Consider the following 25,146-nt stretch of genomic DNA (forward strand, 5'->3'; position numbering starts at 1 on the left):
GCGGCCGTGCAGTGCTGCACACCCGACTGAACTTCCTGAACTCCGCGCGGCCGCCGACCCGGTCGCCCCGCCCGGCGGCCTCGGACCGCCCCGCGCGCACCCCGGTCGGTGTGCGGATCGCCGCCGAATCTATCAAGCTCCCCCGTCCCGCCCGGCGGCCTCGCCCACCGCCCGCCGCCCCGGCCCGACGCCTCGGCGAGGACCCCGGCGAAGACCTCGCGGGAGTCCGCCGGAGACCGCCGGAGACCGACCGGGGGCCGCTCCGGGCCCGGCCGGTACGCTGCCGGGACCGCCGGACCAAGCACCACGCGGCACGACACACGGACGAACAGAGGGAGCACCGGAGCGATGCCGTTCGAACCGCTCGACCGCACCGACCCCGAGTCGGTCGGCCCCTACCGCCTGCTGGCAAGACTCGGCGCCGGCGGCATGGGCCGGGTGTACCTGGCCCGTTCCGCCGGCGGCCGGACGGTCGCGGTCAAGGTGGTCCGCGCCGACCTGGCCGGGGACGCCGACTTCCGCGAGCGGTTCCGGCGCGAGGTGTCCGCCGCGCAGTCCGTGGGCGGCACCTTCACCGCCCCGGTGGTGGACGCCGACCGGGACGGCCCGTCGCCCTGGCTGGCCACCGCGTACGTGCTCGGCCCGGCGCTGGACGAGGCGGTGCGCGCCCACGGGCCGCTCCCGGTGGAGACGGTGCGCACCCTGGGCGTGGGCCTGGCCCGGGCGCTGGCCGCGATCCACGCCGCCGGGCTGGTGCACCGCGACCTCAAGCCGTCCAACGTGCTGCTGGCCGCCGACGGGCCGCGGGTGATCGACTTCGGCATCGCCCGGGCGCTGGACGGCGACCGGATGACCTCCACCGGCGTGGTGGTCGGCTCGCCCGGGTTCATGAGCCCCGAGCAGGCCGCCGGGCGCCGGCTGGGCCCGGCCGGCGACGTGTTCTCGCTGGGCTCGGTGCTGGTCTTCGCCGCCACCGGCCACGGCCCGTTCGACCACGCCGAGGACGGCGCGGCGCCGTCCGCGGCCTCGCTGCTGTACCGGGTGGTGCACGACGAGCCCGAGCTGTCCGGGCTGCCCGGGGCGCTGCGTCCGGCGGTCGCCGCCTGCCTGTCCAAGGACCCGGCGGGCCGCCCGACGCCCGCCGAACTCGGCGGGCTGCTGGGCGAGGCGGTCGTCCCGGCCCGCTCCGGCTGGCTGCCGGCCGCGCTGGCCTCGGACATCGCCACCCACGCCGCCGAGGTGATGGACCTGGAGGCGCCGGTCCGCCCCCGCGACCCCCGGTCGGGCTCCGCCGCCCCGGCCGTCCGCACCCCGACCGAGCGGTCCGCCCCCGCCGACCCGGGCACCGTCCGCCTGCGCCCCGGCGTCCCGGCCCCGGCCGACGCGACCACCGGCGCCGCCGCGCCGGTCGGGGACCCCACCGGGCCGATCGGGCCCGCCCCGGCCGCCGGCGGCCCCCGCCCGCCCCGCCGGGCGCTGCTGTTCGGCGGCGGCGCGGCGGTGCTGGCCGGCGCGGGCGGCCTGACCGCCTGGGCGCTGGTCGGCGGTTCGCGGCCCGGCCCGGGCCCGGACCCGGCCCCGCCGACCGGCTCCCCGGCCGTCCCGGCCGCCGCGTCGAGCGCCGCCCCGTCCCGGGCCCCCGGCATGCCGCCAGCCCCGCTGTGGACGTACCGGACCGAGGCGAGCAACGTCGGCAGCCTCGGGATGGCCTTCTCCCCCGGCCTGCTGCACCTCGGCAACGCCGACCTGGTCGCGGTCGGCCTGGCCGACGGGAAGGAGAGGTGGATCGTCAAGGACGCGATGGCCTACCACCTGGCCTGCGCGGGCGGCACGGTCAGCTACGGCACCGTCTCCGACCTGATCACGGTGGACGCCGCCACCGGCACCGTGCTGTGGAAGTACCGCTCCGAGCGCGGGAAGCCGAACGGCACCCAGATCGCCTCGGACACGGTGCTGAACGCCGACGACCGGGCGGTGTACGCGATGTGCTCCTACCTCCAGCTGGACGCCCAGGCGCTGCCCGACGCGGGGGCCAGGACCGGCAAGGGGATCATGGCGCTGTCCCGCGAGGACGGCTCGATGCTGTGGAACCAGCACCGCCAGCAGACCGCCGACTACACGGTCAGCTCCGACCTGACCGCCGACACCCTGCTCTACACCGACAGCAAGGAGAACCTGGTCGCCCGGTCGCTGGCCGACGGCGCCCAGACCTGGTTCGCCGCCACCAACTCGCGCTCGGAGTACCGGCCGGTGCTCCAGGACGGCCTGGTGTTCTGCTCGGTCGACCCGAACGGCATCCAGGGCGTGCGGGTCTCCGACGGCAAGCAGGTCTGGGCGAAGACCTCGGACCGCTCGACCCGGATGTGGTACTCGCCGCCCGCGGCGGGCGGGCACGTCGTGTACTCGGTGCTCGGCGGCATGACGCTCACCTACCAGGGCACCACCTACACCCCGACCGCCCCGACCCGGGTGGTGGCCCTCAACGCCGCCGACGGCGCCGAGCTGTGGCACCTGGAGCTGCCCACCGAGGTGTCGATGGACACCAATCCGGTGCTGGTCCGGAACACCCTGTTCGTGTCCACCGAGGACCGCGGCATCTACGCCGTCGACGTGGTGAACCACAAGGTCCGCTGGGTCTTCCAGACCAACGCGGGCGCCGAGCTGCCCTGGCACCTGGCCGGCGGCGACGACCTGCTGATCGCCGTCCAGGGCAACCAGGTGATGGCGCTGCCGCCGGAGTAGCGGCGCGGCGGGCCGGGGCCGCGAACGGCCCCGGCCCGCAATGGTCCTGACGCCGGGTCAGACGTTGACACCGAAGTCCTGCGCGATGCCGCGCAGGCCGGAGGCGTAGCCCTGGCCGATGGCGCGGAACTTCCACTCGGCGCCGTTGCGGTAGAGCTCGCCGAAGACCATCGCCGTCTCGGTCGAGGCGTCCTCGGAGAGGTCGTAGCGGGCGATCTCGGCGCCGCCGGCCTGGTTCAGCACCCGGATGAAGGCGTTGCGGACCTGGCCGAAGCTCTGCTGCCGGTTCTCCGCGTCGTAGATCGACACCGGGAAGACGATCTTGGCGATGTCGGCCGGGACGCCGGCCAGGTTCACCTTGATCTGCTCGTCGTCGCCCTCGCCCTCGCCGGTGAGGTTGTCGCCGGTGTGCTCGACCGAGCCGTCGGCGCTCTTCAGGTTGTTGAAGAAGATGAAGTCGGCGTCGGACCGGACCCGGCCCTGCTCGGTGCAGAGCAGCGCGCTGGCGTCCAGGTCGAAGTCCGTGCCGGTGGTGGTGCGCACGTCCCACCCGAGGCCGACGACCACGGCGGTCAGGCCGGGCGCCTCCTTGGTGAGCGAGACATTTCCGCCCTTGCTCAGGCTGACACCCACGTGGTCCTCCAAGAAGTCGGGTTCCCGTTCCGTCAACGGCCCGATCGTAGTGCCGGGTTCCCGGGCCGCGGCGGCGACCCGGCCCGGCGTCCGGCGGAACTTCCGCCGGACGCCGGGCCGGGCGGCGGCGGGGGGCTCAGAGCGCGCCGAGGGCGGCCAGGTACTCCTGGGTGTCCCGGGCGTCCGGCAGGCCGTTGACGACGCTCCAGCGGACCACGCCCTCCTTGTCGATGACGAAGGTGCCGCGCACCGCGCAGCCCTTCTCCTCGTTGAAGACGCCGTAGGCCCGGGAGACCTCGCCGTGCGGCCAGAAGTCCGACAGCAGCGGGTACTCCAGGCCCTGCTGGTCGCCGAAGACCCGCAGCGAGAACGGCGAGTCGTTGGAGACCGCGAGCACCTGCACCCCGTCGTTCTGCAGGCGCGGCAGCTCCTTCTGGATCTCGCAGACCTCGCCGGTGCAGACCCCGGTGAAGGCGAACGGGTAGAAGACCAGGACGACGTTCTTCTCGCCGCGGAAGTCGGAGAGCTTCACCGACTCGCCGTGCTGGTTCTTCAGCTCGAAGTCCGGGGCCTGGGCGCCGATCTCGATGGTCATGGGAGGACCTTCCTGCCTGGACGGTGGTGCGGGCAGGACGATCCTCCCACCCGCCGCGCCGGGTTCGGCCGTCCGGGTGAGCCGGGCGGGCCCGTCCGGGGGAGGCGTTCGCTGCGGGTGAACAGGCCGGGGCCGGGCGGGTCGCGGCCGGACGCCGACGGGCCCCGCCGGCGAGGTCGCCGGCGGGGCCCGTCGCGGGTCCGGGTCCGAAGGTCAGCGCTTGCCGGTCTTCGTGGCCTTGGGGGTGGCCAGGCGGGTGCCCGCCCAGTCCTTGGCGATCGCCACCGAGCTGGTCTGCGAGAGACCGGCGGTCTTCGCGGCGTCGGCGATCTCGTGCGCCTCGACGTGTCCGTCGCGGCCGGTCTTCGGGGTGAGCAGCCAGATCAGGCCGCCCTCTGCCAGGTACTCCAGGGCGTCGACCAGGGCGTCGGTGAGATCCCCGTCCTCGTCGCGGTGCCACAGCAGGACGCCGTCGGCGACGTCGTCGTAGTCCTCGTCGACGAGTTCGGAGCCAGTGATGTCCTCGATCCCCTCGCGGAGCTCCTGGTCACTGTCTTCGTCGTACCCGAGCTCCTGGATGATCTGGCCCTGTTCGAAGCCCAGACGAAGCGCCGGGTTGGACTTGTCCGCGGGGTCCGCGGTCGCGCTCACGGGAATAACCTCCAGTATTCGGCCCGGCGTCCATGCCGGGGCTGTGGCCGTAGTCCACACGGGAGCGGCGGTTCGCGCAAGTACCCGACCCCCGATCCCACCCAAAGGTTGACGTGTCGCCCGGCGACACGCCGCCCACTGTGGTGGTGAACACACCCGTATGTCCCTGTCCGTACCGACAAGGATGCTTCGTCTCGTACCCGCCCGCAGCCCGTTCATCCCCCGCACGCCTGCCCGAGATGCGAACGGCATTCGGGTCGGAGCAGGGTGCGGGCGTAAAGTCTCCTGTTGGCCCTCATCCCGACCGGCCGCCATCGTCCGGCCGGGGTCCCAGGTCGGACCACCTCCTGACCGTACCGCCCCAACCGGCGGAACGGTTACCGATCGGTAGAGATGACGGATCTCCGAACGCGGTAGCACGATGGAGGCGGCGCGACAACTCAGCTTCGACCGACAGTGAAGGAACAGCGTGGCTTCCGGATCCGATCGCAACCCGATCATCATTGGCGGCCTCCCGAGCCAGGTCCCGGACTTCGATCCCGAGGAGACCGCGGAATGGCTGGAGTCGCTTGACGCCGCCATCGACGAGCGCGGGCGCGAGCGCGCCCGCTACCTGATGCTCCGGCTGATCGAGCGCGCCCGTGAAAAGCGTGTCGCCGTGCCCGAGATGCGCAGCACGGACTACGTCAACACCATCGCGACCAAGGACGAGCCGTTCTTCCCCGGCAACGAGGAGATCGAGCGCAAGATCCTCAACGCGACGCGCTGGAACGCGGCCGTCATGGTCTCCCGCGCCCAGCGTCCCGGCATCGGCGTCGGCGGCCACATCGCCACCTTCGCCTCCTCCGCGTCGCTGTACGACGTGGGCTTCAACTACTTCTTCCGCGGCAAGGACGCCGACGGCGAGTCCGGCGACCAGGTCTTCTTCCAGGGCCACGCCTCGCCGGGCATCTACGCCCGCGCCTTCCTGCTGGACCGGCTGACCGAGCAGCAGCTCGACGCGTTCCGGCAGGAGAAGTCCAAGGCGCCGTTCGGCCTCTCCAGCTACCCGCACCCGCGGCTGATGCCGGACTTCTGGGAGTTCCCGACCGTCTCGATGGGCCTCGGCCCGCTCGGCGCGATCTACCAGGCCCGGATGAACCGCTACCTGGAGCACCGGGGCATCAAGGACACCTCCGACTCGCAGGTGTACGCCTTCCTCGGCGACGGCGAGATGGACGAGCCCGAGTCGCTCGGCCAGCTCTCGCTGGCCGCCCGCGAGGGCCTGGACAACCTGACCTTCGTGGTCAACTGCAACCTGCAGCGCCTGGACGGCCCGGTCCGCGGCAACGGCAAGATCATCCAGGAGCTGGAGTCGCAGTTCCGCGGCGCCGGCTGGAACGTCATCAAGCTGATCTGGGACCGCTCCTGGGACCCGCTGCTGGCCCAGGACCGCGACGGCGTCCTGGTCAACAAGCTGAACACCACCCCGGACGGCCAGTTCCAGACCTACGCCACCGAGTCCGGCGCGTACATCCGCGACCACTTCTTCGGCGGCGACCTGCGGCTGCGCTCGATGGTCGAGAACATGACCGACCACCAGATCCAGCACCTGGGCCGCGGCGGCCACGACCACCGCAAGGTCTACGCCGCGTTCAAGGCCGCCCGCGAGCACAAGGGCCAGCCGACCGTCATCCTGGCGCAGACCGTCAAGGGCTGGACGCTGGGCCCCAACTTCGAGGGCCGCAACGCCACCCACCAGATGAAGAAGCTGACGGTCGAGGACCTCAAGCGCTTCCGCGACCGGCTGCACCTGCCGATCACCGACAAGCAGCTCGACGAGGGCTACCCGCCCTACTACCACCCGGGCCGCAACTCGGAGGAGATCCAGTACATGCACGACCGCCGCGAGGAGCTCGGCGGCTACGTGCCCACCCGCAAGGTCCGCCCGCGCAAGCTCGAACTGCCGGGCGACGACGCGTACAAGGCGGTCAAGAAGGGCTCCGGCAACCAGACCATCGCCACCACCATGGCGTTCGTCCGGGTGCTCAAGGACCTGATGCGCGACAAGGGCATCGGCAACCGCTTCGTGCCGATCGCGCCCGACGAGTACCGCACCTTCGGCATGGACTCGCTGTTCCCGTCCGCCAAGATCTACAACCCGCTCGGCCAGACCTACGAGTCGGTCGACCGCGAGCTGCTGCTGGCGTACAAGGAGTCCCCGAGCGGCCAGATGCTGCACGACGGCATCTCCGAGGCCGGCTGCACCGCCTCGCTGATCGCGGCCGGCTCCTCGTACGCGACGCACGGCGAGCCGCTGATCCCGGTGTACGTCTTCTACTCGATGTTCGGGTTCCAGCGCACCGGCGACCAGTTCTGGCAGATGTCCGACCAGCTGGCCCGCGGCTTCGTGATCGGCGCCACCGCCGGCCGCACCACCCTCACCGGCGAGGGCCTGCAGCACGCCGACGGCCACTCGCACCTGCTGGCCTCCACCAACCCCGGCGTGGTCGCCTACGACCCGGCCTACGGGTACGAGATCGCCCACATCATGCAGGACGGCCTGCGCCGGATGTACGGCTCCTCCGCCGAGCACCCGCACGGCGAGGACGTCTTCTACTACATCACCGTCTACAACGAGCCCATCAAGATGCCGGCCGAGCCGGAGGGCGTGGACGTCGAGGGCATCCTCAAGGGCCTCTACAAGCTCAAGGACGCCGAGGACGGCCAGATCCCCGCGCAGCTCCTCGCCTCCGGCGTGGCGGTGCCGTGGGCCCTGGAGGCCCAGCGCATCCTCGCCGAGGAGTGGAACGTCAAGGCGGACGTCTGGTCGGCGACCTCCTGGAACGAGCTGCGCCGCGACGCGGTCGAGGCGGAGGAGTTCAACCTGCTGCACCCCGAGGAGCCGCAGCGCGTCCCGTACGTGACCACCAAGCTCTCCGGGGCCGAGGGTCCGTTCGTGGCCGTCTCCGACTGGATGCGGGCCGTCCCGGACCAGATCTCCCGCTGGGTTCCCGGCCAGTACCAGTCCCTGGGCGCCGACGGCTTCGGCTTCGCCGACACCCGCGGCGCGGCCCGTCGCTTCTTCCACATCGACGCGCAGTCGATCGTCCTGGGCACGCTCACCGAGCTGGCCAAGCAGGGCAAGATCGACCGCTCGCTGCTGAAGGCCGCGATCGACCGCTACCAGCTGCTCGACGTGGCGGCGGCGGACCCGGGTGCCGCCGGCGGCGACGCGTAAGCGCCGGCCGCTGACCGGAGGTCCGCCCGGGGAGGGGAGTTCCCTTCCCCGGGCGGACCTCTCCGTCTCCGCCTCCCGCTCCGCGCAGTTCCCCTCGCCCCTGGCGGGACGCGGGTGATCGGCCCCGGCAGGGGGCGCGGGCAACCCCGGAGAACAGCGAGGTCCGCCCGGGGAGGGGGGTTCCCTCCCCGGGCGGACCACCGGCGCGTGCGGGTTCAGATGTGGACCGCGGGCCCCGTCTCGTTCACGCCGCGGCGGGTGAGCAGGCCCAGCCCGGCCGCCGCCAGGGCGACGACCGCGGCGACCACGAAGGCCACCCCCATGCCGCTGACGAAGGAGGAGTGGACGGCGTCGGCGACGCCCTGCGGGACGTCAGGCGGGGCGATGCCGAGCTGGGCGGCCTGCTTGAGCTGCTCGCCGTCCGGGCCGGCGGGCAGCGGCTGGCCGGTCGCGGCCTGCCACTTGCCGGGCAGCGCACTGGTGACCTTGGAGGCCATCACGGCGCCGAGGACGGCGGTGCCGAGGCTGCCGCCGACCTGCATCGCGGCCTGCTGGAGGCCGCCGGCCACGCCGGACAGCTCCATCGGGGCGTTGCCGACGATGACCTCGGTGGCGCCGACCATGACCGGGCTGAGGCCCAGGCCCATCAGGACGAACCAGAGGGCCATCGCGCCGTTGCCGGAGTGGATGTCGAGGGTGGACATGCCGAGCATCGCGGCGGTGGTGAAGAGCATGCCGCCGACGATCGGGATGCGCGGTCCGACCTTGCCGATCAGGTAGCCGGCCAGCGGCGCGCCGACGATCATCATGCCGGTCATCGGGAGCAGGTGGACGCCGGCGTCGACCGGGGCCATCCCGTGCACGTTCTGCAGGTAGAAGGTGACGAAGAAGATGCCGCCGAAGAAGGCGAAGGCCATCAGCACCATCAGCAGGGTGCCGGCCGAGAGCGGCACCGAGCGGAACAGCGAGAGCGGGACCAGCGGCTCCTTGGCGTACTTCTGCCAGACCGCGAAGGCCGCCAGGGCGAGCACCGCGCCGCCCAGGAAGAGCAGGGTGGCCGGGTCGCCCCAGCCCCAGCTGGGGGCCTTGATGATGCCCCAGACCAGCATGAACATCGCGCCGGAGAGCAGCACGATGCCGGGGATGTCGAAGGACTTGGCGGCGTTCTCGGCCCGGACGTCCCTGAGCACCAGCAGGCCGAGGACCAGCGCGACGATGCCGACCGGGATGTTGATGTAGAACACCGACTCCCAGTTGACGTGCTCGACCAGCAGGCCGCCGACGATCGGGCCGGCCGCGGTGGAGGCGCCGATGACGCCGCCCCAGATGCCGATCGCCATGTTGAGCTTCTCGGCGGGGAAGGCCCCGCGCAGCAGGCCGAGCGCGGCGGGCTGGAGCAGGGCGCCGAACAGGCCCTGGAGCACCCGGAACAGGATCACCTGCTGGATCGAGCCGGCGAAGCCGATGGCGGCGGAGGTGGCGGCGAAGCCGACCGCGCCGACCAGGAAGGTGGTCTTGTGGCCGAACCGGTCACCGATCTTGCCGGCGGTGATCAGGAAGACCGCGAGGGCCAGCAGGTAGCCGGAGGTGACCCACTGGATGTCGGCGGGCGAGGCGTTCAGGTCGTGCTGGATGGCCGGGTTGGCGATGGCGACGACGGTGCCGTCGAGGGCGACCATCATGACGCCGACGGCGACGGTGAGCAGCGTCAGCCAGGGGTGTCCCCGCAGCCGGCCGCCGGCGGACGGAGCCGCTTCCTTGTCGAGTACTACGGACTGGCTCATGTCTCGGGACTTCCCCGTTCGTGTGGTGTGCAGGAGACCGCGCTGGGCACGAGAAGGGCGGTGCCCGGCCCTCACGCCCGTCCCCACGAGCTCCACGACGAACGGACACCGCCATCGGGAACATTATGTCAGCCACTGACATTCGACAAACGGTGACTCCTGTCACTTGATGCCATCTCCTGATCGCGGCGCTATCGTGGAGGCCATGGCCACCCCCACCACCGCCGCCGACCCGCAGCCCGTCGGCCTGCGGGAACGCAAGAAGCGGCGCACCCGGGACGCCCTGGTCGACGCCGCGCACCGGCTCTTCCTCTGCCACGGCTACGGGCGCACCACGGTGGACGAGATCGCCTCCGAGGTGGAGGTCTCCCAGCGCACCTTCTTCCGGTACTTCGCCAACAAGGAGGAGGTCGCCCTCGCGGTGCTGGCCGAGGCCGAGGAGGCGTTCCTGGAGTTCCTGCGGGCCCGCCCGGCCGGGGAGAACCCGCTGGAGGCGATGCGCGGCGCGGTCCGCGAGGTCTGGCAGGCCGTCGACCGGGGGCGGGACAGCGGTCCGGCCGCCCTGGAGCTGTTCGAACTGATCGAGTCCACCCCGACGCTGCTCGCCGCCCACCTGCGGCACGCCATCCAGCAGGAGGTCGAGGTGGCCCGGATCCTGGCCGACCGCGAGGGCCTCGACCCGGCCGTCGACCTGCGCCCCCGCCTGCTGGCCGCCGTGTTCGGCACCGTGGTGCGGATCTCGCACCTCGCCTACGCCGCCGACCCGGACGCCGGGAGCCACTCGATGGACGGCATGCTGGAGCTGATCGAGCGTCACTTCGACCAGCTGGGCCCGGCCCTGGCCGGCTCCTGGCGCTGACGGCGGCCGACCCCGTACCCGGGCCCCCCGGACCGGCTACCGGAGCATGAGGACAGCGCCCCGCTCCCGCCCTACCCTCGGCCCGGTGACCCTGTGGAAAGAGTTCCTCCGCGCCCTCACCGAGCCCCTCGGCGACCACCGGCCGCCGCTGGCGACGGCCCGCCGGCCCTGGCTCCGGCTGGCCCCGTACGCGCTGGTGCTGCTCGTGGCCGGCTCGCTGCTGCCCACCGGCATCGTGACGCTGGTCCGGTTCCACGGGGTGGCCCCCTCGCTGGCCACCGCGCTCGCCGCGGTGCAGGCCGGGGTGCTGCCGCTGGCGCTGACCCGGCCGCTGCTGGCCTGGCAGCTGGTGGTGCCCTCGGTGCTGGTCGGCGCGGTCGCCACGCACGGCGCCGCCGCCGCCGAGCGGTCCTGGCCGTGGCCGGTCACCACGCTGCTCGGGTACCTGTCCCTGATGGTCCTCCTGGCCGTCCGGGAGCGCGGGCGCACCCTGCTCGCGGTCTGGGTCGTCACCTTCCTCGGCTGCGGCCTGAGCCGGACGGTCTTCAGCGCGCACTTCGACGGCTCCTCGGTGGTCGTCACCGCGCTGTCCGGCGTGGTCCTGCTGCTCGGCTGGAGCCTGCGCGGGCGCGGCGAGGCCAAGCGGCTGCTCGCCGCGCAGGAGCGGATCTCGGAGACCGAGCGGGCCCGGCGCGCCCTGCTGGAGGAGCGGGCCCGGATCGCCCGCGAGCTGCACGACGTGGTGGCCCACCACATGTCGGTGATCACCGTCCAGGCGGACAGCGCCCCGTACCGGATCGAGGGCCTGCCCCCGGCCGCGGTCGAGGAGTTCGGGCAGATCGCCGCCGCCGCACGCGGCTCGCTCGCCGAGATGCGGCGCCTGCTGGGGGTGCTGCGGACCGCCGACAGCGCCGCCGACCGGGCCCCGCAGCCGGGCCTGGACGACCTGCCGGAGCTGCTGGCCACCGTCGGCCAGGCCGGGGTGCGGGCCGAACTGGCCGTCGGGGACGGGGTGTCGGCGCTCGGCCCGGTGCCCGAGGCGGTCGGCCTGTCCGCGTACCGGATCGTCCAGGAGGCGCTGGCCAACGTCGTCCGGCACGCCCCGGGCGCCGCCGCCGAGGTCGCGGTCACCGCCGCGGACGGCGCGCTCGCCCTGGCCGTCCGCAACGGCCCGCCGCCCGGCCGGGCCCGCGCCGCCGTCGAGACCTCCGGCGGCACCGGGCAGGGGCTGGTCGGAATGCGCGAGCGCGTCCGGCTGCTGGCTGGCACCCTGGACACCGGCCCGACCGCCGAGGGCGGCTACCGGGTCACCGCCGTCCTGCCGTTGGACGGCACCGGTCCGGGGGAGATCACCGCATGACCATCCGCGTCCTCGTCGTCGACGACCAGGCGATGGTCCGCGCCGGATTCGCCGCCCTGCTCGACGCCCAGAGCGACATCGACGTGGTCGGCGACGCGCCCGACGGCCGGCAGGCCCTGGAGGTCAGCGGGCGCACCCACCCCGACGTGGTCCTGATGGACGTCCGGATGCCCGGGATGGACGGCCTGGAGGCCGCCCGCCGGCTGCTCGACCCGCCGCCCGGCGTGGTGCACCGGCCGCGGGTGCTGATGCTCACCACCTTCGACGTGGACGACTACGTGTACGAGGCGCTGCGGGCCGGCGCCAGCGGCTTCCTGCTCAAGGACGCCCCGCCCGCCGACCTGATCTCCGCCGTCCGGGTCGTCGCGGCCGGCGACGCGCTGCTCGCGCCCTCCGTCACCCGCCGCCTGATCGCCGACTTCGCCCGGAACCGGCCCGCGCCGCGCCGCGACCCCCGGCTGCGGCTGAACGGCCTCACCCCGCGCGAGACCGAGGTCCTGGAGCTCATCGCCCGCGGCCTGTCCAACCAGGAGATCGCCGCCCACCTCGTCCTCGCCGAGCAGACCGTCAAGACCCACATCGGCCGGATCTTCGCCAAGCTCGACCTGCGCGACCGCGCCCAGGCCGTCGTGCTCGCCTACGAGAGCGGCCTGGTCCGGCCCGGCGCGCAGTAGCCCCCGTAGCCGTCCCGGGCCTGGCGGGCGGTGGCGGGCGCGGGCGCGGCGCTGTCCGCGGCGTACGCGCTGGGCGCGGTCTGAGCGGGCGTCAGCTGTCGGCGGCGGCCCGTACGCTGGCGGCCATGGCGACCTTCGACGAGCTGACCGAGCTGGCCCTGTCCCTGCCGCGGGCCCACCAGGAGGAGACCTGGGAGCAGGTGACGCTGCGGGTGGGGCGGAAGATCTTCGCGATGGGCCACCCGGAGTCCGGGGAGGTGACGGTGAAGGCCACCCCGGCGGAGCAGGCCGAGCTGATCGCCGCCGCGCCCGGGGTGTACTCGGTGGCGCCGTACACCGGCCGGTTCGGCTGGGTGCGGGTCCGGCTGGCCGGGATCGGCCCCGAGGAGCTGCGCGAACTGCTCACCGACGCCTGGCGGTCGGTCGCACCGAAACGGGTGGTGGCCGAGCTCGGGGAGCACGGGGGAGTAGCGTACGGGCGAATGTGACGGGGAACACTGTTTACTCCCTGCCCCCCGGGTCGGTCGCCCTCTACGCTGGCTGACTAGTAGTCGGAAGTCACAGCACCGTCGGGCCCGTCCCGCCGCGATGTACGGCCCGAGGGAGTGGACGCCATGCACCGCAGGCGGGTGAAGCGGATCCTGATCGGCGTGTTCGCGGGCTGTGCCGCCCTGGTGGACGCCGGCGCGGCGGCCGCGCAGGCCGCCGCCTCCAACGAGCAGCTGGCCATCACCACCCCGCCCGCGGGCAGCTCCGCCTGGGTCGCCGACCGCTCCCTCGGCCGCGAGCTGCCGGACCCGGCCACCGCCGCCCCGGCCGCCGTCGCCGCGTTCTTCGCCTCGCTGGAGCCCGCCGAGCTGGACCGGCTGGTCGCCGAGTACCCGCTGGTGGTCGGCAACCTGGACGGCGCCCCGCCGGCCGTCCGCTACCGCGCCAACCGGGTGGCGATCACCGCCGAACGGGACCGCTCCCGGCAGCGCGCCGCGGACACCGGCCTGGACCCCACCACCCGCGCGCTGGCCCTCTCCCGCGCCAACGACTCGGAGCGGCTGCTCGGCGCGGACCGGCAGGTCCTCGCCTTCGACCCGCGCGGCCGCGGCCTGGTCACCGAGGTCTGGGGCGACCTCGCCACCGCCCAGCGGATCGCCGTCCTGGTGCCCGGCTCGGACGCCGACCTCGGCCACTTCGACCAGAGCACCGACCCGCTGCGCTCCCCCGCCGGGATGGCCCGCGCGCTGTACGCCGAGGAGCACGCCCAGTCGCCCGGCACCCGCACCGCGGTGATCGCCTGGACCGGGTACGTCACCCCGCAGGGCCTGGGCCCGGACGCGGTCACCTCCCGGCTGGCGGAGGCCGCCGCGCCCCGGCTGCACCGGCTGCTCGGCGGCCTGGAGCAGACCACCCACCCGGAGGCGCCGCCCGCGCTGCTGTGCCACTCGTACGGCTCGGTGGTGTGCGGCACCACCGCGCCGACCCTGCACGCCGCGCAGCCCACCGACGTGGTGGCGTTCGGCAGCCCCGGGATGGGCGTCGACTCGGCGGCCGAGCTGGGCACCGGCGTCCAGGTGTGGGCGGCCCGCAACCCCGGCGACTGGATCGGCAACGTCCCCTACCTGGAGGTCGGCGGCCTGGGCCACGGCGCCGACCCGACCACCCACGCCTTCGGCGCGGTGTCGGTCTCCTCGCTGGGCGCCACCGGCCACACCGGCTACCTGGCCGAGGGCACCGCGAGCCGGCACAACTTCGCCGCCATCGCGCTCGGCCACTACGGGGACGTCAGCGGCCCGTCCGAGACCCAGGGCTGACGGACCGCCACCGGAACCGCCGGCGGTCCGCCGCCCGGACCGCGGTCACACCTCGCGGGCGTCCGCCGTGGAGCCCATGTCGGCGTACCGGCCGCCGGCCACCTGCCCGGCGATCGGCTCCAGCTCGGCCAGCTCCTCCTTGCTGAGCACCAGCCGGGTGGCGCCCAGGTTCTCCTCCAGCCGGGTGCGCTTGCGGGTGCCCGGGATCGGCACCACCGCGGTCAGGCCGTGCACCTCGGCCCGCTGCTGCACCCAGGCCAGCGCGACCTGCGCGGCCGTCGCACCGCGCTGCTCGGCGATCCGCCGGATCGGGGCGATCAGTTCGGCGTTCCCGGCCGCGTTCTCGCCGGTGAACTGCGGCAGGTGGCGGCGGAAGTCGTCGGCGGCCAACTGCCCGGCGTCGGGGAGCGCCCCGGTCAGGAAGCCCCGGCCGAGCGGCGAGTACGGCACCAGCGCCACGCCCAGCTCGGCCGCCGCCGGGACGGCGCTGCGCTCCACGCCCCGGGCGAAGATCGACCACTCGGACTGCAGCGCCGCGATCGGGTGCACCGCGTGCGCCTCCCGCAGCTCCGGGCCGGTCACCTCGGACAGGCCCAGGTGGCGGACCTTGCCGGCCGCGACCAGCTCGGCCATCGCGCCCACCGACTCGGCCAGCGGCACCCGCGGGTCGCGGCGGTGCATGTAGTAGAGGTCGATCACGTCCACGCCGAGGCGGCGCAGCGAGCCGTCCACCGCCCGGCGGATGTACGCCGGGTCGTTGTTGACGCCGCGGAACTTGGCGTCGTCGGCGCGCCGCTCGATGGCGAACTTGGTGGCCAGCACGACCTGTTCGCGGTGCGCCCGGACGAACGGGCCGATCAGCTCCTCGTTGGCGCCCGAGCCGTAGACGTCGGCGGTGTCGAACAGGGTCACGCCCAGTTCCAGCGCCCGCTCCAGGGTGGCCAGCGCCTCGTCGGTGTCGGTCGGGCCGTAGAACTCGCTCATGCCCATGCAGCCCAGTCCCTGCACGCCCACGATCGGGCCGCCGGTGCCGAGGCGGGTGGTGTCGATGCCGCTCATGCGCTCTTCCTGTCCTGTCCTGAGTGGTCCGCTGTCTCCTCGTCGCCGCCGACCGGGACGCCGGGACCGCCGTAGTGGTCGATCTTCCGGTCGATCACGGCGAGCGTGGCGTGCAGGTCGGCCAGTCGCCGGCGCACCTCCGCGCGGTGCGCGACCAGCAGCTCCCGGCGCTCGTCCCGGGTGCCGTCCCCGGCCCGGATCAGCTCGACGTACCGCACCATGTCGGCCACCGGCATGCCGGTCAGCCGCAGCTTGGTCAGGAACGCCAGCCGGGCCAGGTCCGCGTCGGTGTACCGGCGCTGCCCGGCGTACGAGCGGTCCACCGGTTCCAGCAGGCCGATCCGCTCGTACCAGCGCAGCGTGTGCGCGGTCAGGCCGCTGATCGCGGCCACCTCGCTGATCGCGTGGCGCGGTGTCCGGTCCGGTGCGGAGCGGGGGCTGCGGAACGCCTCCTCGCACGCCGGCTCCCTCACCGGCCACTGCTCGGACCCTGCCATTGCTACGACCCCCGTCCTCGGCGACGACACCGACGCTACTGAGTTGGAGCGCACTCCAAGCAAGCCTGACACACACCGGCCCGCGGCCCGCCACCGGTCGTTTAGAGTTCCGCCCATGCAGAGCTTGCGGATGATCGAGGACTGGCCGGTACCCCACGCCGCGGCGGCGGTGGTCCGCGGGAGCGACGGCGCGCTGCTGGGCGCGCACGGCCCGCAGGAGCACCTGTTCCCGCTCGCCTCGGTGACCAAGCTGCTCAGCGCGTACGCCGTGCTGGTCGCCGTCGAGGAGGGCGTCTTCGAACTCGACGACCCGGCCGGGCCGGACGGCTCCACCGTCCGCCACCTGCTGGCGCACACCTCCGGCCTGGCCTTCGACGAGCACCGGGTGATGGCCGAGCCCGGCAACCGCCGCCTCTACTCCAACGCCGGGTTCGACGTGCTGGCCGCCACCCTGGAGGGCGCCTCCGGCATCCCGTTCGCCCAGTACGCGGCCGAGGCGGTCTTCCAGCCGCTCGGCATGCACGCCACCCTGATCAACACCGCCCACCGCGCCCCGGCCGGCGCGGGCGGCCTGTCCACCGCCGCGGACCTGGTCCGCTTCGCCGCCGAGCTGCAGTCCCCCGAGCTGCTCGACCCGGCCACCGTGCGCGCGGCCACCCGCGAGGTCGCCTTCCCCGGCACCAGCGGCGTCCTGCCCGGCTTCGGCCACCGCCGCCCCAACGACTGGGGCCTCGGCTTCGAGATCCGCGACCACAAGGCCCCGCACTGGACGGGCACCGCCAACTCCCCCGCGACCTTCGGCCACTTCGGCCAGTCCGGCACCTTCCTCTGGGTCGACCCCGACGCCGGCCTCGCCTGCCTCGCCCTCACCGACCGCGACTTCGGCCCCTGGGCGGCGGAGGTCTGGCCCCGGCTCAGCGACGCAGTCCTCACCGAAGTCTGAGCGGCGCAGCACCGCGAGGGAGCGCACCGCCGAGGAGCACACCGACGGGGGCGCGGGGAACTGCGCGACCGGCCAGGCACCGCCGGCGAGATCGCGAGGTGACGTCACCTCACCAACCGCCTCGCGCCCTTGCCAGCGTTCATCTCCCGCCGCGCGCAGTTCCCCGCGCCCCGGTGGTACGGCCTCAGCCGAACCGCACGGGCGTGTGCATCTCCCAGAGCAGCAGTTCGACGCCGTCCTCGCCCGCCGTCGGGTCGGCGAACGCGTCGCCCGTGATCCGGACGGAGTCGCCGGGCCCGGCCGAGCGGCCGCCGCCCTGCGGGCCCGGGACGGTGCGGTAGCCGACCGAGCCGGCGACCACGTGGACGTAGCGGAAGGGCGCGGCGGGGAGTTCGGGCAGCGGCATCCAGGCCGGGGTCCGGACCAGCCAGAGCGCGGCGTCGCTGCGCCGCAGCCGCAGCGCCCGGTCGCCGTCCCGCCCGGAGGCGAGCAGGGTCAGTCCGTCCCCGTCGGGGACGGTGGCGAGCCCGAAGCCGGGCGGGCCGCCGTACGCGTCGGGCTGGAGCCACATCTGGACGAAGGTGACCGGTTCGACGGCCCCGCCGAGGTTGCGTTCGGTGTGGCTGATGCCCGTCCCGGTGGACTGCACCTGGACGGTGCCGGGCCGCACCACGCCGGCGTGGCCCGCGTCGTCGCGGTGGGCGAGGGCGCCGGAGAGCACCCAGGTGACGATCTCGGTCTCGCTGTGCCGGTGGACCGCGTACCCGGCGCCGGGGGCGAGCGTCTCCTCGTTGCAGGCGAGCAGCGCGCCGAAGGAGGTGTTCCTCGGGTCGTAGTGGCCGGCGAAGGAGAAGGCGTGCCGGGTGGTGACGCCTTCGGCGGGTTCCGACAGGTAACGCTCGGCGGTGCGCCGCAGATCGGCCCGGCCGCGCTCCTTCCGGACGGACCCGGACGCCGGTTCGACCGGTTCGAATGCCTGCCCGCCCCGGGGCGAAGAATCCACGCTCACGGGCACCACGGTAGCCGGTGTGACGGGTGCCACCGGCCGACATCGGGCCCGGCGTGCACGAGCACCCGTCAGGGTGAGGCAGGCTAGTGCCGTGCCGTCCGCTTCAGCGAAACCCGACAAGCCCTCCGACCGGTCGTCCGGCGAACGCTCCTCCCCGGAGCGGTCCGCCGAACGGGCCCCGGAGAAGAAGCCCGCCAAGCGCGCCGCCGCGCCCGGGCGCCCCGCCGCCGTACCGGGCCGGGGGCGGATGACGGCCGAGGAGCGCCGGCTGGCCGCCGAGCGGGCGGAGTTGCGGGCCGCGACGCTGAAGCGGCTGGAGAAGTCGGCGGGCAAGCTGGCGTCCGCGGCGATCGCCCGGATGGACGACCAGCTGGCCTGGTACCGGCGGATGCCGCCGGAGCACCGCTCGTGGATCGGCCTGGTCGCACAGGCGGGCATCGCGGCGTTCACCGAGTGGTACCGGCACCCGGAGGCGCCGCAGGCGATCTCCACGGACGTGTTCGGCACCGCGCCGCGGGAGTTGACCCGGGCGATCACGCTGCGGCAGACCGTGGAGCTGATCCGCACCACCATCGAGGTGATGGAGGAGGCCATCGAGGAGGTGGCCGCGCCCGGCGACGAGGCCGGGATGCGCGAGTCGGTGCTGGTCTACGCCCGGGAGATCGCGTTCGCCACCGCCCAGGTGTACGCGCAGGCCGCCGAGGCGCGCGGCGCGTGGGACGCCCGGCTGGAGGCGCTGGTGGTGAACTCGCTGCTGTCCGGCGACGCCGACGAGGGCGTGCTGTCGCGGGCGGCGGCGCTCGGCTGGGGGCAGCCCAGCCAGGTGCGGGTGGTGATGGGCAGCGCCCCGGACGGGGACAGCGAGCTGGTGGTGGAGGCGATCCGGCGGGCCGCCCGGTACGCCAAACTGCACGTGCTGACGGGTGTGCTGGGCCGCCGCCTGGTGGTGGTGGTCGGCGGCGACAAGGAGCCGGTGCACGCGGCCCGGGCGCTGATCGGCCAGTTCGCACCCGGCCCGGTGGTGGTCGGCCCGACGGTCGGCGACCTGCTCTCGGCGACCCGCTCGGCGCACGCCGCCGCGCAGGGCCTGAAGGCGTGCGCGGCCTGGCCGGACGCGCCGCGCCCGGTGCTGGCCGACGACCTGCTGCCGGAACGGGCGCTGGCGGGCGACGAAGTGGCGCGCCGTCAGTTGGTGGAGGAGATCTACACACCCCTGGAGGAGGCCGGTTCGGCACTCCTGGAGACGCTGAGTGTCTACCTGGAGCAGGCGTCCTCCCTGGAGGGCGCGGCCCGGATGCTCTTCGTCCACCCGAACACCGTGCGCTACCGGCTGCGTCGTGTGACAGACGTCACCGGCTATGCTCCGTCAGACGTACGTTCGGCGTTCACCCTGCGCATCGCCCTTGCTCTGGGGCGTCTCGGTTCCGGATCGGACCAGGGCTGAACGGACTGTAGGGAACCCACAAGCCGACGTGCTTTTCTTCGTCATCGTCGCCTACCCGCCCCCGGGCGTCCGGCGAGAGAGGGTTGAACCGTGCTCGTTATCGTCGCCCCTGGACAGGGTGCCCAGACTCCCGGCTTCCTCAACCCCTGGCTCGAACTGGACGGCGCCGCCGACCGGCTGCGCCGGTGGTCGGCGACGGCCGGGCTCGACCTGGTGCACGCCGGAACCGCGGCCTCCGAAGAGGAGATCAAGGACACCGCCGTCGCCCAGCCGCTGCTGGTGGCCGCCGGACTGGTGACCGCCGCGGCGCTGTTCCCCGAGGGCGTGGCCGGGACGGTCGGCGCGGTGGCGGGCCACAGCGTCGGCGAGATCACCGCCGCGGCGCTGGCCGGGGTGCTCTCCGAGGAGGACGCGCTGGGCTTCGTCCGCGAGCGCAGCCTGGGCATGGCCGAGGCCGCCGCGGCGACCGCGACCGGCATGACCGCGGTGCTCGGCGGCGATCCGGAGGAGGTCGCCGCGAAGCTCGCCGAGCACGGCGTGACCCCGGCGAACAACAACGGCGGCGGCCAGATCGTCGCGGCCGGCACGCTGGAGCAGCTGGCCGCGCTGAAGGCGGACCCGCCGGCCGGCGCGCGGCTGATCCCGCTGAAGGTCGCGGGCGCGTTCCACACCGCGCACATGGCCCCGGGCGTGGCGCGGCTGGAGAAGCTGGCGCCGACCCTGACCGCCGCGGACCCGGCCCTCGCGTACGTCTCGAACCGGGACGGCGAGGTGGTCGGCTCCGGCGCCGAGGTGCTGGCCCGCCTGGTCGCGCAGGTCTCCCACCCGGTCCGCTGGGACCTGTGCATGGAGACCCTGCAGCAGCTCGGCGCGACCGCCGTGATCGAGCTGTCCCCCGCCGGGACGCTCACCAACCTGGTCAAGCGCAACGTCAAGGGTGTCGCCACGCTGGCCCTGAAGACCCCCGCCGATCTCGACAAGGCCCGCGCCCTCGTGGCCGAGCACGGCGGCCAGGAGGAGAGCGCATGAGCGCGACCATCAAGCCGGCCACCGGCGCCCAGTACTCCCGCATCCACGGCGTGGGCGGCTACCGGCCGACCCGGGTGATCCCCAACTCCGAGGTGCTGAACTGGATCGACTCCTCGGACGAGTGGATCCGCACCCGCTCCGGCATCGCCGAGCGCCGCTGGGCCGGGCCGGAGGAGAGCGTCGCCGAGATGTCGGTGCAGGCGGCCGGCAAGGCCGTCGCGATGGCCGGCATCCGCCCGGAGCAGATCGGCGGCGTGATCGTCGCCACCGTCTCGCACCTGAAGCAGACCCCGGCGATCGCCACCGAGATCGCCCAGCGGCTCGGCTGCGGCACCGCCCCGGCGTTCGACATCTCGGCCGCCTGCGCGGGCTTCGGCTACGGCCTGAGCCTGGCCGACGGCATGGTGCGCGGCGGCAGCGCCGAGTACGTGCTGGTGATCGGCGTGGAGCGGCTGTCCGACCTGACCGACGTCACCGACCGGTCGACCGCGTTCATCTTCGGCGACGGCGCGGGCGCCGCGATCGTCGGCCCCTCCGACACCCCCGGCATCGGCCGGGTGATCTGGGGCTCGGACGGCTCGCAGGCCGACGTGATCTCGCAGACCCAGGCCTGGGACACCGCGTTCGCCAAGCCGGACGCGGTCAACGGGCCCGGCGAGGAGGCGAAGTGGCCGGCCCTGCGGATGGAGGGCCAGACGGTCTTCCGCTGGGCCGTGTACGACATGGCGAAGGTCGCCGAGCAGGCCCTGGAGGCCGCCGGGATCACCGCCGACCAGCTCGGCGCGTTCATCCCGCACCAGGCCAACATGCGGATCATCGACGCCATGGTCAAGAAGCTGGACCTGCCCCCGAACGTCCCGGTGGCCCGCGACATCGCGGAGACCGGCAACACCTCCGCCGCCTCCATTCCGCTCGCCATGGAGCGGATGCTGGAGCGCGGCGAGGCCAAGAGCGGCGACCTGGCGCTGATCATCGGCTTCGGGGCCGGTCTGGTCTACGCCGCCGCAGTCGTTACGCTCCCCTAGGCGTTCTTCCCCCGCCCCCCTGGAAACCCGCGTCGGTCCGCCGGACCGCACGCTGTCAACACCGAGAAGGAGCAGCCGATATGGCTACCCGCGAAGAGGTTCTCGAAGGTCTCGCCGAGATCGTGAACGAGATCGCCGGCATCCCGGTCGAGGACGTCGCGCTCGACAAGTCCTTCACCGACGACTTGGACGTCGACTCGCTGTCCATGGTCGAGGTCGTCGTCGCCGCCGAGGAGCGCTTCGGCGCGAAGATCCCGGACGACGAGGTCAAGAACCTCAAGACCGTCGGCGACGCGGTGGACTTCATCGTCGCCAACGTCTGACCTGCCGTCAGGCTCCCGGTCGGGGCGCGCCGGCCGCGCCCCGACCGGTCCCCCTCCCACCGGCCTCCCGGGCCTCCCCCAGATGTGAGAGAAGAAGAAACCAGTGACTGCTGAAAACCGCACCGTGGTCGTCACGGGTATCGGCGCCTTCACGCCGCTGGGCGGCGACGCCGCCACTTTCTGGGAGGGGCTGCTGGCCGGCAAGTCCGGGGTCCGCGCCCTCACCGAGGACTGGGCGGCCGAGCTGCCGGTGCGGATCGCCGCCCGGGTGGCCGTCGAACCCGGTGAGATCCTGCCCCGTCCGCTGGCCCGCAAGCTGGACCGCTCGGCCCAGTTCGCGCTGATCGCCGCCCGCGAGGCGTGGAAGGACGCGGGCTACCAGGCCCCGGCCACCGACGACGCCAACCCGCTGGCCCCCGAGCGCCTGGGCGCGGTCATCGCCTCCGGCATCGGCGGCGTCACCACCCTGCTCGACCAGTACGACGTGCTCAAGGAGCAGGGCGTCCGCAAGGTCTCCCCGCACACCGTCCCGATGCTGATGCCCAACTCCCCGGCGGCCAACGTCGGCCTGGAGGTCGGCGCCCGCGCTGGCGTGCACACCCCCGTCTCCGCCTGCGCCTCCGGCGCCGAGGCGATCGGCTACGCGATCGAGATGATCCGCACCGGCCGCGCCGACGTGGTCGTGGCCGGCGGCACCGAGGCCGCGGTGCACCCGCTGCCGATCGTCGCCTTCTCCAACATGATGGCGATGTCCAAGAACAACGACGACCCGCAGCACGCCTCCCGCCCGTACGACAAGGCCCGCGACGGCTTCGTGCTCGGCGAGGGCGCGGGCGTGATCGTGCTGGAGTCCGCCGAGCACGCCGCCGCCCGCGGCGCCCGGGTCTACTGCGAGGCCGTCGGCCAGGGCCTGTCCTCGGACGCCCACCACATCGCCCAGCCCGAACCGACCGGCGCCGGCGTGGCCCGCGCCATCGACGACCTGTTCGCCCGCAACGAGCTGGACAAGTCCGAGGTGGTGCACGTCAACGCGCACGCCACCTCGACCCCGCAGGGCGACACCGCCGAGATCAAGGCGCTGCGCCGCACCCTGGGCGAGCACCTCGACCACGTGGCCGTCTCCGCCACCAAGTCGATGACCGGCCACCTGCTGGGCGGCGCCGGCGGCATCGAGACCGTCGCCACCGTGCTGGCCCTGTACAACCGGATCGCGCCGCCGACCGTCAACGTGGTCGACCTGGACGACGACATCGACGCCGACATCGTCCGCGACGAGGCCCGCAAGCTGCCGGTCGAGGGCCGGATCGCCGCCCTCAACAACTCCTTCGGCTTCGGCGGCCACAACGTGGTGCTGGCCTTCCGCACCGTCTGACGACGGTACGTCGCACTGCCCGCGAGGGGGGTGGGGGGGGGGGGGGGCCCCCCCCCCCCCCCCCCCCCCCCCCCCCCCGCGCCGGCCCCCGCCCCCCCCCCCCCCCCCCCCCCCCCCCCCCCCCCCCCCCACAGCCGACGGCGGGGGGGGGCGCGGGGGGGGGGGGGCGGGCCCGCCCGGCGGGGGGGGGGGGGGGCGGCGGGGGGCGCGGGGGGGGGGGGGGGGGGTAACCCCCCCCCCCACCCCCCTCGACGCGTCACACCACCTGGTGCAGCCAGCGCACGGGCGCGCCCTCGCCCGCGTACCGGAACGGCTCCAGTTCGTCGTCCCAGGGCTTGCCGAGCAGCTTGGCGATCTCCGCCTCCAGGTCGCCGCCCTCGCTGCGGGCGCGCAGCAGCACGGCGCGCAGCCGGTCCTCGGGGATCAGGATGTCGCCGTGGAGGCCCGTGACGGCGTGGAAGATGCCGAGCGCGGGCGTGGAGGAGTACCGCTCGCCCTCCGCCGTGGCGCAGGGCTCGCTGGTCACCTCGTAGCGCATCAGCTGCCAGCCGCGCAGCGCGGAGGCGAGCTTGGAGGCGGTGCCGGGCTCCCCCTGCCAGGAGAGTTCGGACCGCCAGTGGCCGGCCGCGGCGGGTTGCCTGATCCAGTCGAGGTTGACCCGCACGCCGAGCACGCCCGCGACCGCCCACTCGACGTGCGGGCACAGCGCGCGGGGCGCGGAGTGGATGTAGAGCACACCACGTGTCGTCACCGGGACCTCCTGGCTGTGGACGAGGGTCGCCTTCCCCAGCTGCCTCGCTCCGTCACCGGCGGGTCCTGATCAGTGGCTACCCCGGGGAGCTCAATTTATTCGACATTAGGTCATCAAATCGAGCAAAACGGACAAGCTTTCACCCCATGCTAGTCGGTCCGTCCGAGAGGTCTACCCCCGCAGCGCCCAGCTCCCCCGAACGGCCGCACGCGCACGCCCCCGCCGGGGATCGCGCTCCGGCGGGGGCGTGCTGACGGTGCGGCAGCCGACGCGGCGTCAGGCGCCGACCTTGACCACCATCTTTCCGGTGTTGGCGCCGCGCAGCATGCCGAGGAAGGCGTCGACGGCGTTCTCCACGCCCTCGACCACGGTCTCGTCGGAGCGCAGCGCGCCCTCCCGCAGCCAGCCGCCGACCTCGGCGAGGAACTGCCCGCGCAGCGCAGCGTGGTCGCCGACGATCATGCCCTGCAGGCGCAGCCGCTTGCCGATGGCGAGCGCCAGGTTGCGCGGGCCGGCGGGGGCGGCGGTGTCGTTGTACTGGGCGATGGCGCCGCACAGGGTGACCCGGCCGTGCAGGTTGAGCGCGCCGATCGCGGCCTCCAGGTGCTCGCCGCCGACGTTGTCGAAGTACACGTCGATGCCCTCGGGGGCGGCCGCGGCCAGCTGCTCCGCGATCGGACCGGCCTTGTAGTCGAAGGCGGCGTCGAAGCCGTAGTGCTCGACCAGGGCGGCGACCTTCGCGGGCGAACCGGCCGAGCCGACGACCCGCTTGGCGCCCTTGAGCCGGGCGATCTGCCCGACCAGCGAGCCGACCGCACCGGCCGCGCCGGAGACGAACACGGTGTCGCCCTCCTTGAACGAGGCGACCTCCAGCAGCCCGGCGTAGGCGGTCAGGCCCGGCATGCCCAGGACGCCCAGGTAGGCGGAGAGCGGGGCGAGCTCCGGGTCCACCTTGACGGCGTGCGCGGCGTCCAGCGTCGCGTACTCGCGCCAGCCGAGCCCGTGCAGCACCGCGTCGCCGACCGCGAAGCCCTCGGCCTCCGAGGCGACCACGTACCCGACCGCGCCGCCGTCCATCGGCGCGCCGAGCGCGTACGGCGGGACGTAGGACTTCACGTCGTTCATCCGGCCGCGCATGTACGGGTCGACCGAGAGGTAGGCGTTGCGCACCGTGATCCGGCCGGGTTCGGGCCGCCGGACCGGGGCCTCGACCAGGGCGAAGTCCCCGGGCACGGGCCAGCCCTGCGGGCGGGCGGCCAGGTGCCACTCGCGGCCGGTGGCGGGGAGGGCGTCCTGCTCCGTCATCACTTACTCCTCAGGGTGAAATATTCACTGGCTAAAGCAATCGTGAGGATGAAAGGTTCACGTTGT

General features: G+C 73.8%; 22 protein-coding genes. 13 read left to right on the top strand and 9 right to left on the bottom strand.

Annotated features, from left to right (window positions below; all coding sequences use genetic code 11):
• The first annotated feature begins 348 nt into the window (after positions 1–348).
• Positions 349–2,742 carry a PQQ-binding-like beta-propeller repeat protein gene (locus ACIQVD_RS03010; protein ID WP_402285595.1) on the top strand — a complete coding sequence of 798 codons (2,394 nt, stop codon included), beginning with the start codon at positions 349–351 and terminating at the stop codon, positions 2,740–2,742.
• Between the two features lie 57 nt (positions 2,743–2,799).
• On the opposite strand, the gene ACIQVD_RS03015 is transcribed toward ACIQVD_RS03010, so the two are convergent.
• The 3 genes from ACIQVD_RS03015 to ACIQVD_RS03025 all read right to left on the bottom strand — a co-directional run bounded on the left by ACIQVD_RS03015 (position 2,800) and on the right by ACIQVD_RS03025 (position 4,621).
• Positions 2,800–3,375 (bottom strand): TerD family protein, encoded by a 576-nt coding sequence (locus ACIQVD_RS03015; RefSeq protein WP_100838456.1) that lies wholly within the window; start codon positions 3,373–3,375, stop codon positions 2,800–2,802.
• A gap of 136 nt (positions 3,376–3,511) precedes the next feature.
• Positions 3,512–3,970 (bottom strand): peroxiredoxin, encoded by a 459-nt coding sequence (locus ACIQVD_RS03020; RefSeq protein ID WP_282205639.1) that lies wholly within the window; start codon positions 3,968–3,970, stop codon positions 3,512–3,514.
• A gap of 213 nt (positions 3,971–4,183) precedes the next feature.
• Entirely contained in the window at positions 4,184–4,621 is a 438-nt protein-coding gene (locus tag ACIQVD_RS03025) for a DUF3052 domain-containing protein (RefSeq protein ID WP_100836040.1), read from the bottom strand.
• A gap of 469 nt (positions 4,622–5,090) precedes the next feature.
• Between ACIQVD_RS03025 and aceE the strand changes: the two genes are divergently transcribed.
• Positions 5,091–7,841 carry a pyruvate dehydrogenase (acetyl-transferring), homodimeric type gene (aceE, locus tag ACIQVD_RS03030; protein ID WP_400686671.1) on the top strand — a complete coding sequence of 917 codons (2,751 nt, stop codon included), beginning with the start codon at positions 5,091–5,093 and terminating at the stop codon, positions 7,839–7,841.
• Between the two features lie 215 nt (positions 7,842–8,056).
• Here aceE and ACIQVD_RS03035 read toward each other — a convergent pair whose 3' ends face one another.
• Entirely contained in the window at positions 8,057–9,625 is a 1,569-nt protein-coding gene (locus tag ACIQVD_RS03035; protein WP_400686669.1) for an MFS transporter, read from the bottom strand.
• A gap of 205 nt (positions 9,626–9,830) precedes the next feature.
• Here ACIQVD_RS03035 and ACIQVD_RS03040 point away from each other — a divergent pair, with 205 nt between their 5' ends.
• The 5 genes from ACIQVD_RS03040 (at position 9,831) to ACIQVD_RS03060 (ending at position 14,323) form a co-directional block, all read left to right on the top strand.
• Entirely contained in the window at positions 9,831–10,484 is a 654-nt protein-coding gene (locus ACIQVD_RS03040; protein ID WP_400686667.1) for a TetR/AcrR family transcriptional regulator, read from the top strand.
• 85 nt (positions 10,485–10,569) lie between these two features.
• A complete protein-coding gene (locus tag ACIQVD_RS03045; protein WP_402285600.1) occupies positions 10,570–11,844 on the top strand; it encodes a sensor histidine kinase in 1,275 nt (424 codons plus the stop codon).
• Positions 11,841–12,518 (top strand): response regulator, encoded by a 678-nt coding sequence (locus tag ACIQVD_RS03050; protein WP_402285602.1) that lies wholly within the window; start codon positions 11,841–11,843, stop codon positions 12,516–12,518. The genes ACIQVD_RS03045 and ACIQVD_RS03050 overlap by 4 nt, the downstream gene beginning before the upstream one ends.
• 125 nt (positions 12,519–12,643) lie before the next feature.
• Positions 12,644–13,006 (top strand): MmcQ/YjbR family DNA-binding protein, encoded by a 363-nt coding sequence (locus ACIQVD_RS03055; RefSeq protein WP_402285604.1) that lies wholly within the window; start codon positions 12,644–12,646, stop codon positions 13,004–13,006.
• Positions 13,007–13,132: 126 nt separating this feature from the next.
• Positions 13,133–14,323: an alpha/beta hydrolase gene (locus ACIQVD_RS03060; RefSeq protein WP_400686659.1), complete on the top strand. Its 1,191-nt coding sequence runs from the start codon at positions 13,133–13,135 to the stop codon at positions 14,321–14,323.
• A 45-nt stretch (positions 14,324–14,368) separates the two neighbouring features.
• Here ACIQVD_RS03060 and ACIQVD_RS03065 read toward each other — a convergent pair whose 3' ends face one another.
• Positions 14,369–15,382: an aldo/keto reductase gene (locus ACIQVD_RS03065; protein ID WP_402285607.1), complete on the bottom strand. Its 1,014-nt coding sequence runs from the start codon at positions 15,380–15,382 to the stop codon at positions 14,369–14,371.
• Positions 15,379–15,879 carry a MerR family transcriptional regulator gene (locus ACIQVD_RS03070; protein WP_402285610.1) on the bottom strand — a complete coding sequence of 167 codons (501 nt, stop codon included), beginning with the start codon at positions 15,877–15,879 and terminating at the stop codon, positions 15,379–15,381. The genes ACIQVD_RS03065 and ACIQVD_RS03070 overlap by 4 nt, the downstream gene beginning before the upstream one ends.
• 115 nt (positions 15,880–15,994) lie before the next feature.
• On the opposite strand from ACIQVD_RS03070, the gene ACIQVD_RS03075 reads away from it, so the two are divergent.
• The gene (locus tag ACIQVD_RS03075; RefSeq protein WP_402285612.1) at positions 15,995–16,822 is read left to right on the top strand and encodes a serine hydrolase domain-containing protein; all 828 of its coding nucleotides are present in this window, start codon (positions 15,995–15,997) and stop codon (positions 16,820–16,822) included.
• Positions 16,823–17,006: 184 nt separating this feature from the next.
• Here the strand turns inward: ACIQVD_RS03075 and ACIQVD_RS03080 are convergent, their stop codons facing one another.
• On the bottom strand, positions 17,007–17,831 hold the full coding sequence (locus ACIQVD_RS03080) for a pirin family protein (protein ID WP_402285615.1): 825 nt from the start codon (positions 17,829–17,831) through the stop codon (positions 17,007–17,009).
• A gap of 247 nt (positions 17,832–18,078) precedes the next feature.
• Between ACIQVD_RS03080 and ACIQVD_RS03085 the strand changes: the two genes are divergently transcribed.
• The 5 genes from ACIQVD_RS03085 to fabF all read left to right on the top strand — a co-directional run bounded on the left by ACIQVD_RS03085 (position 18,079) and on the right by fabF (position 23,024).
• Positions 18,079–19,275: a CdaR family transcriptional regulator gene (locus ACIQVD_RS03085; protein ID WP_051055798.1), complete on the top strand. Its 1,197-nt coding sequence runs from the start codon at positions 18,079–18,081 to the stop codon at positions 19,273–19,275.
• A 90-nt stretch (positions 19,276–19,365) separates the two neighbouring features.
• Entirely contained in the window at positions 19,366–20,304 is a 939-nt protein-coding gene (locus ACIQVD_RS03090) for an ACP S-malonyltransferase (protein WP_100836050.1), read from the top strand.
• Positions 20,301–21,329, top strand: coding sequence for a beta-ketoacyl-ACP synthase III (locus ACIQVD_RS03095; protein ID WP_111553525.1), 1,029 nt, complete (start codon positions 20,301–20,303; stop codon positions 21,327–21,329). The genes ACIQVD_RS03090 and ACIQVD_RS03095 overlap by 4 nt, the downstream gene beginning before the upstream one ends.
• 80 nt (positions 21,330–21,409) lie before the next feature.
• Complete coding sequence (locus ACIQVD_RS03100; protein WP_033222346.1) at positions 21,410–21,652, top strand: acyl carrier protein; 243 nt, start codon at positions 21,410–21,412, stop codon at positions 21,650–21,652.
• A gap of 103 nt (positions 21,653–21,755) precedes the next feature.
• The gene (gene fabF, locus ACIQVD_RS03105) at positions 21,756–23,024 is read left to right on the top strand and encodes a beta-ketoacyl-ACP synthase II (protein WP_400686647.1); all 1,269 of its coding nucleotides are present in this window, start codon (positions 21,756–21,758) and stop codon (positions 23,022–23,024) included.
• Between the two features lie 256 nt (positions 23,025–23,280).
• On the opposite strand, the gene ACIQVD_RS03110 is transcribed toward fabF, so the two are convergent.
• Positions 23,281–23,775 (bottom strand): DUF3145 domain-containing protein, encoded by a 495-nt coding sequence (locus tag ACIQVD_RS03110; protein ID WP_100836053.1) that lies wholly within the window; start codon positions 23,773–23,775, stop codon positions 23,281–23,283.
• A gap of 276 nt (positions 23,776–24,051) precedes the next feature.
• Positions 24,052–25,080 (bottom strand): NADP-dependent oxidoreductase, encoded by a 1,029-nt coding sequence (locus tag ACIQVD_RS03115; RefSeq protein ID WP_402285618.1) that lies wholly within the window; start codon positions 25,078–25,080, stop codon positions 24,052–24,054.
• Positions 25,081–25,146: the final 66 nt, after the last annotated feature.

Source organism: Kitasatospora sp. NPDC090308 (assembly GCF_044769485.1).
GTDB lineage: Bacteria > Actinomycetota > Actinomycetes > Streptomycetales > Streptomycetaceae > Kitasatospora > Kitasatospora fiedleri.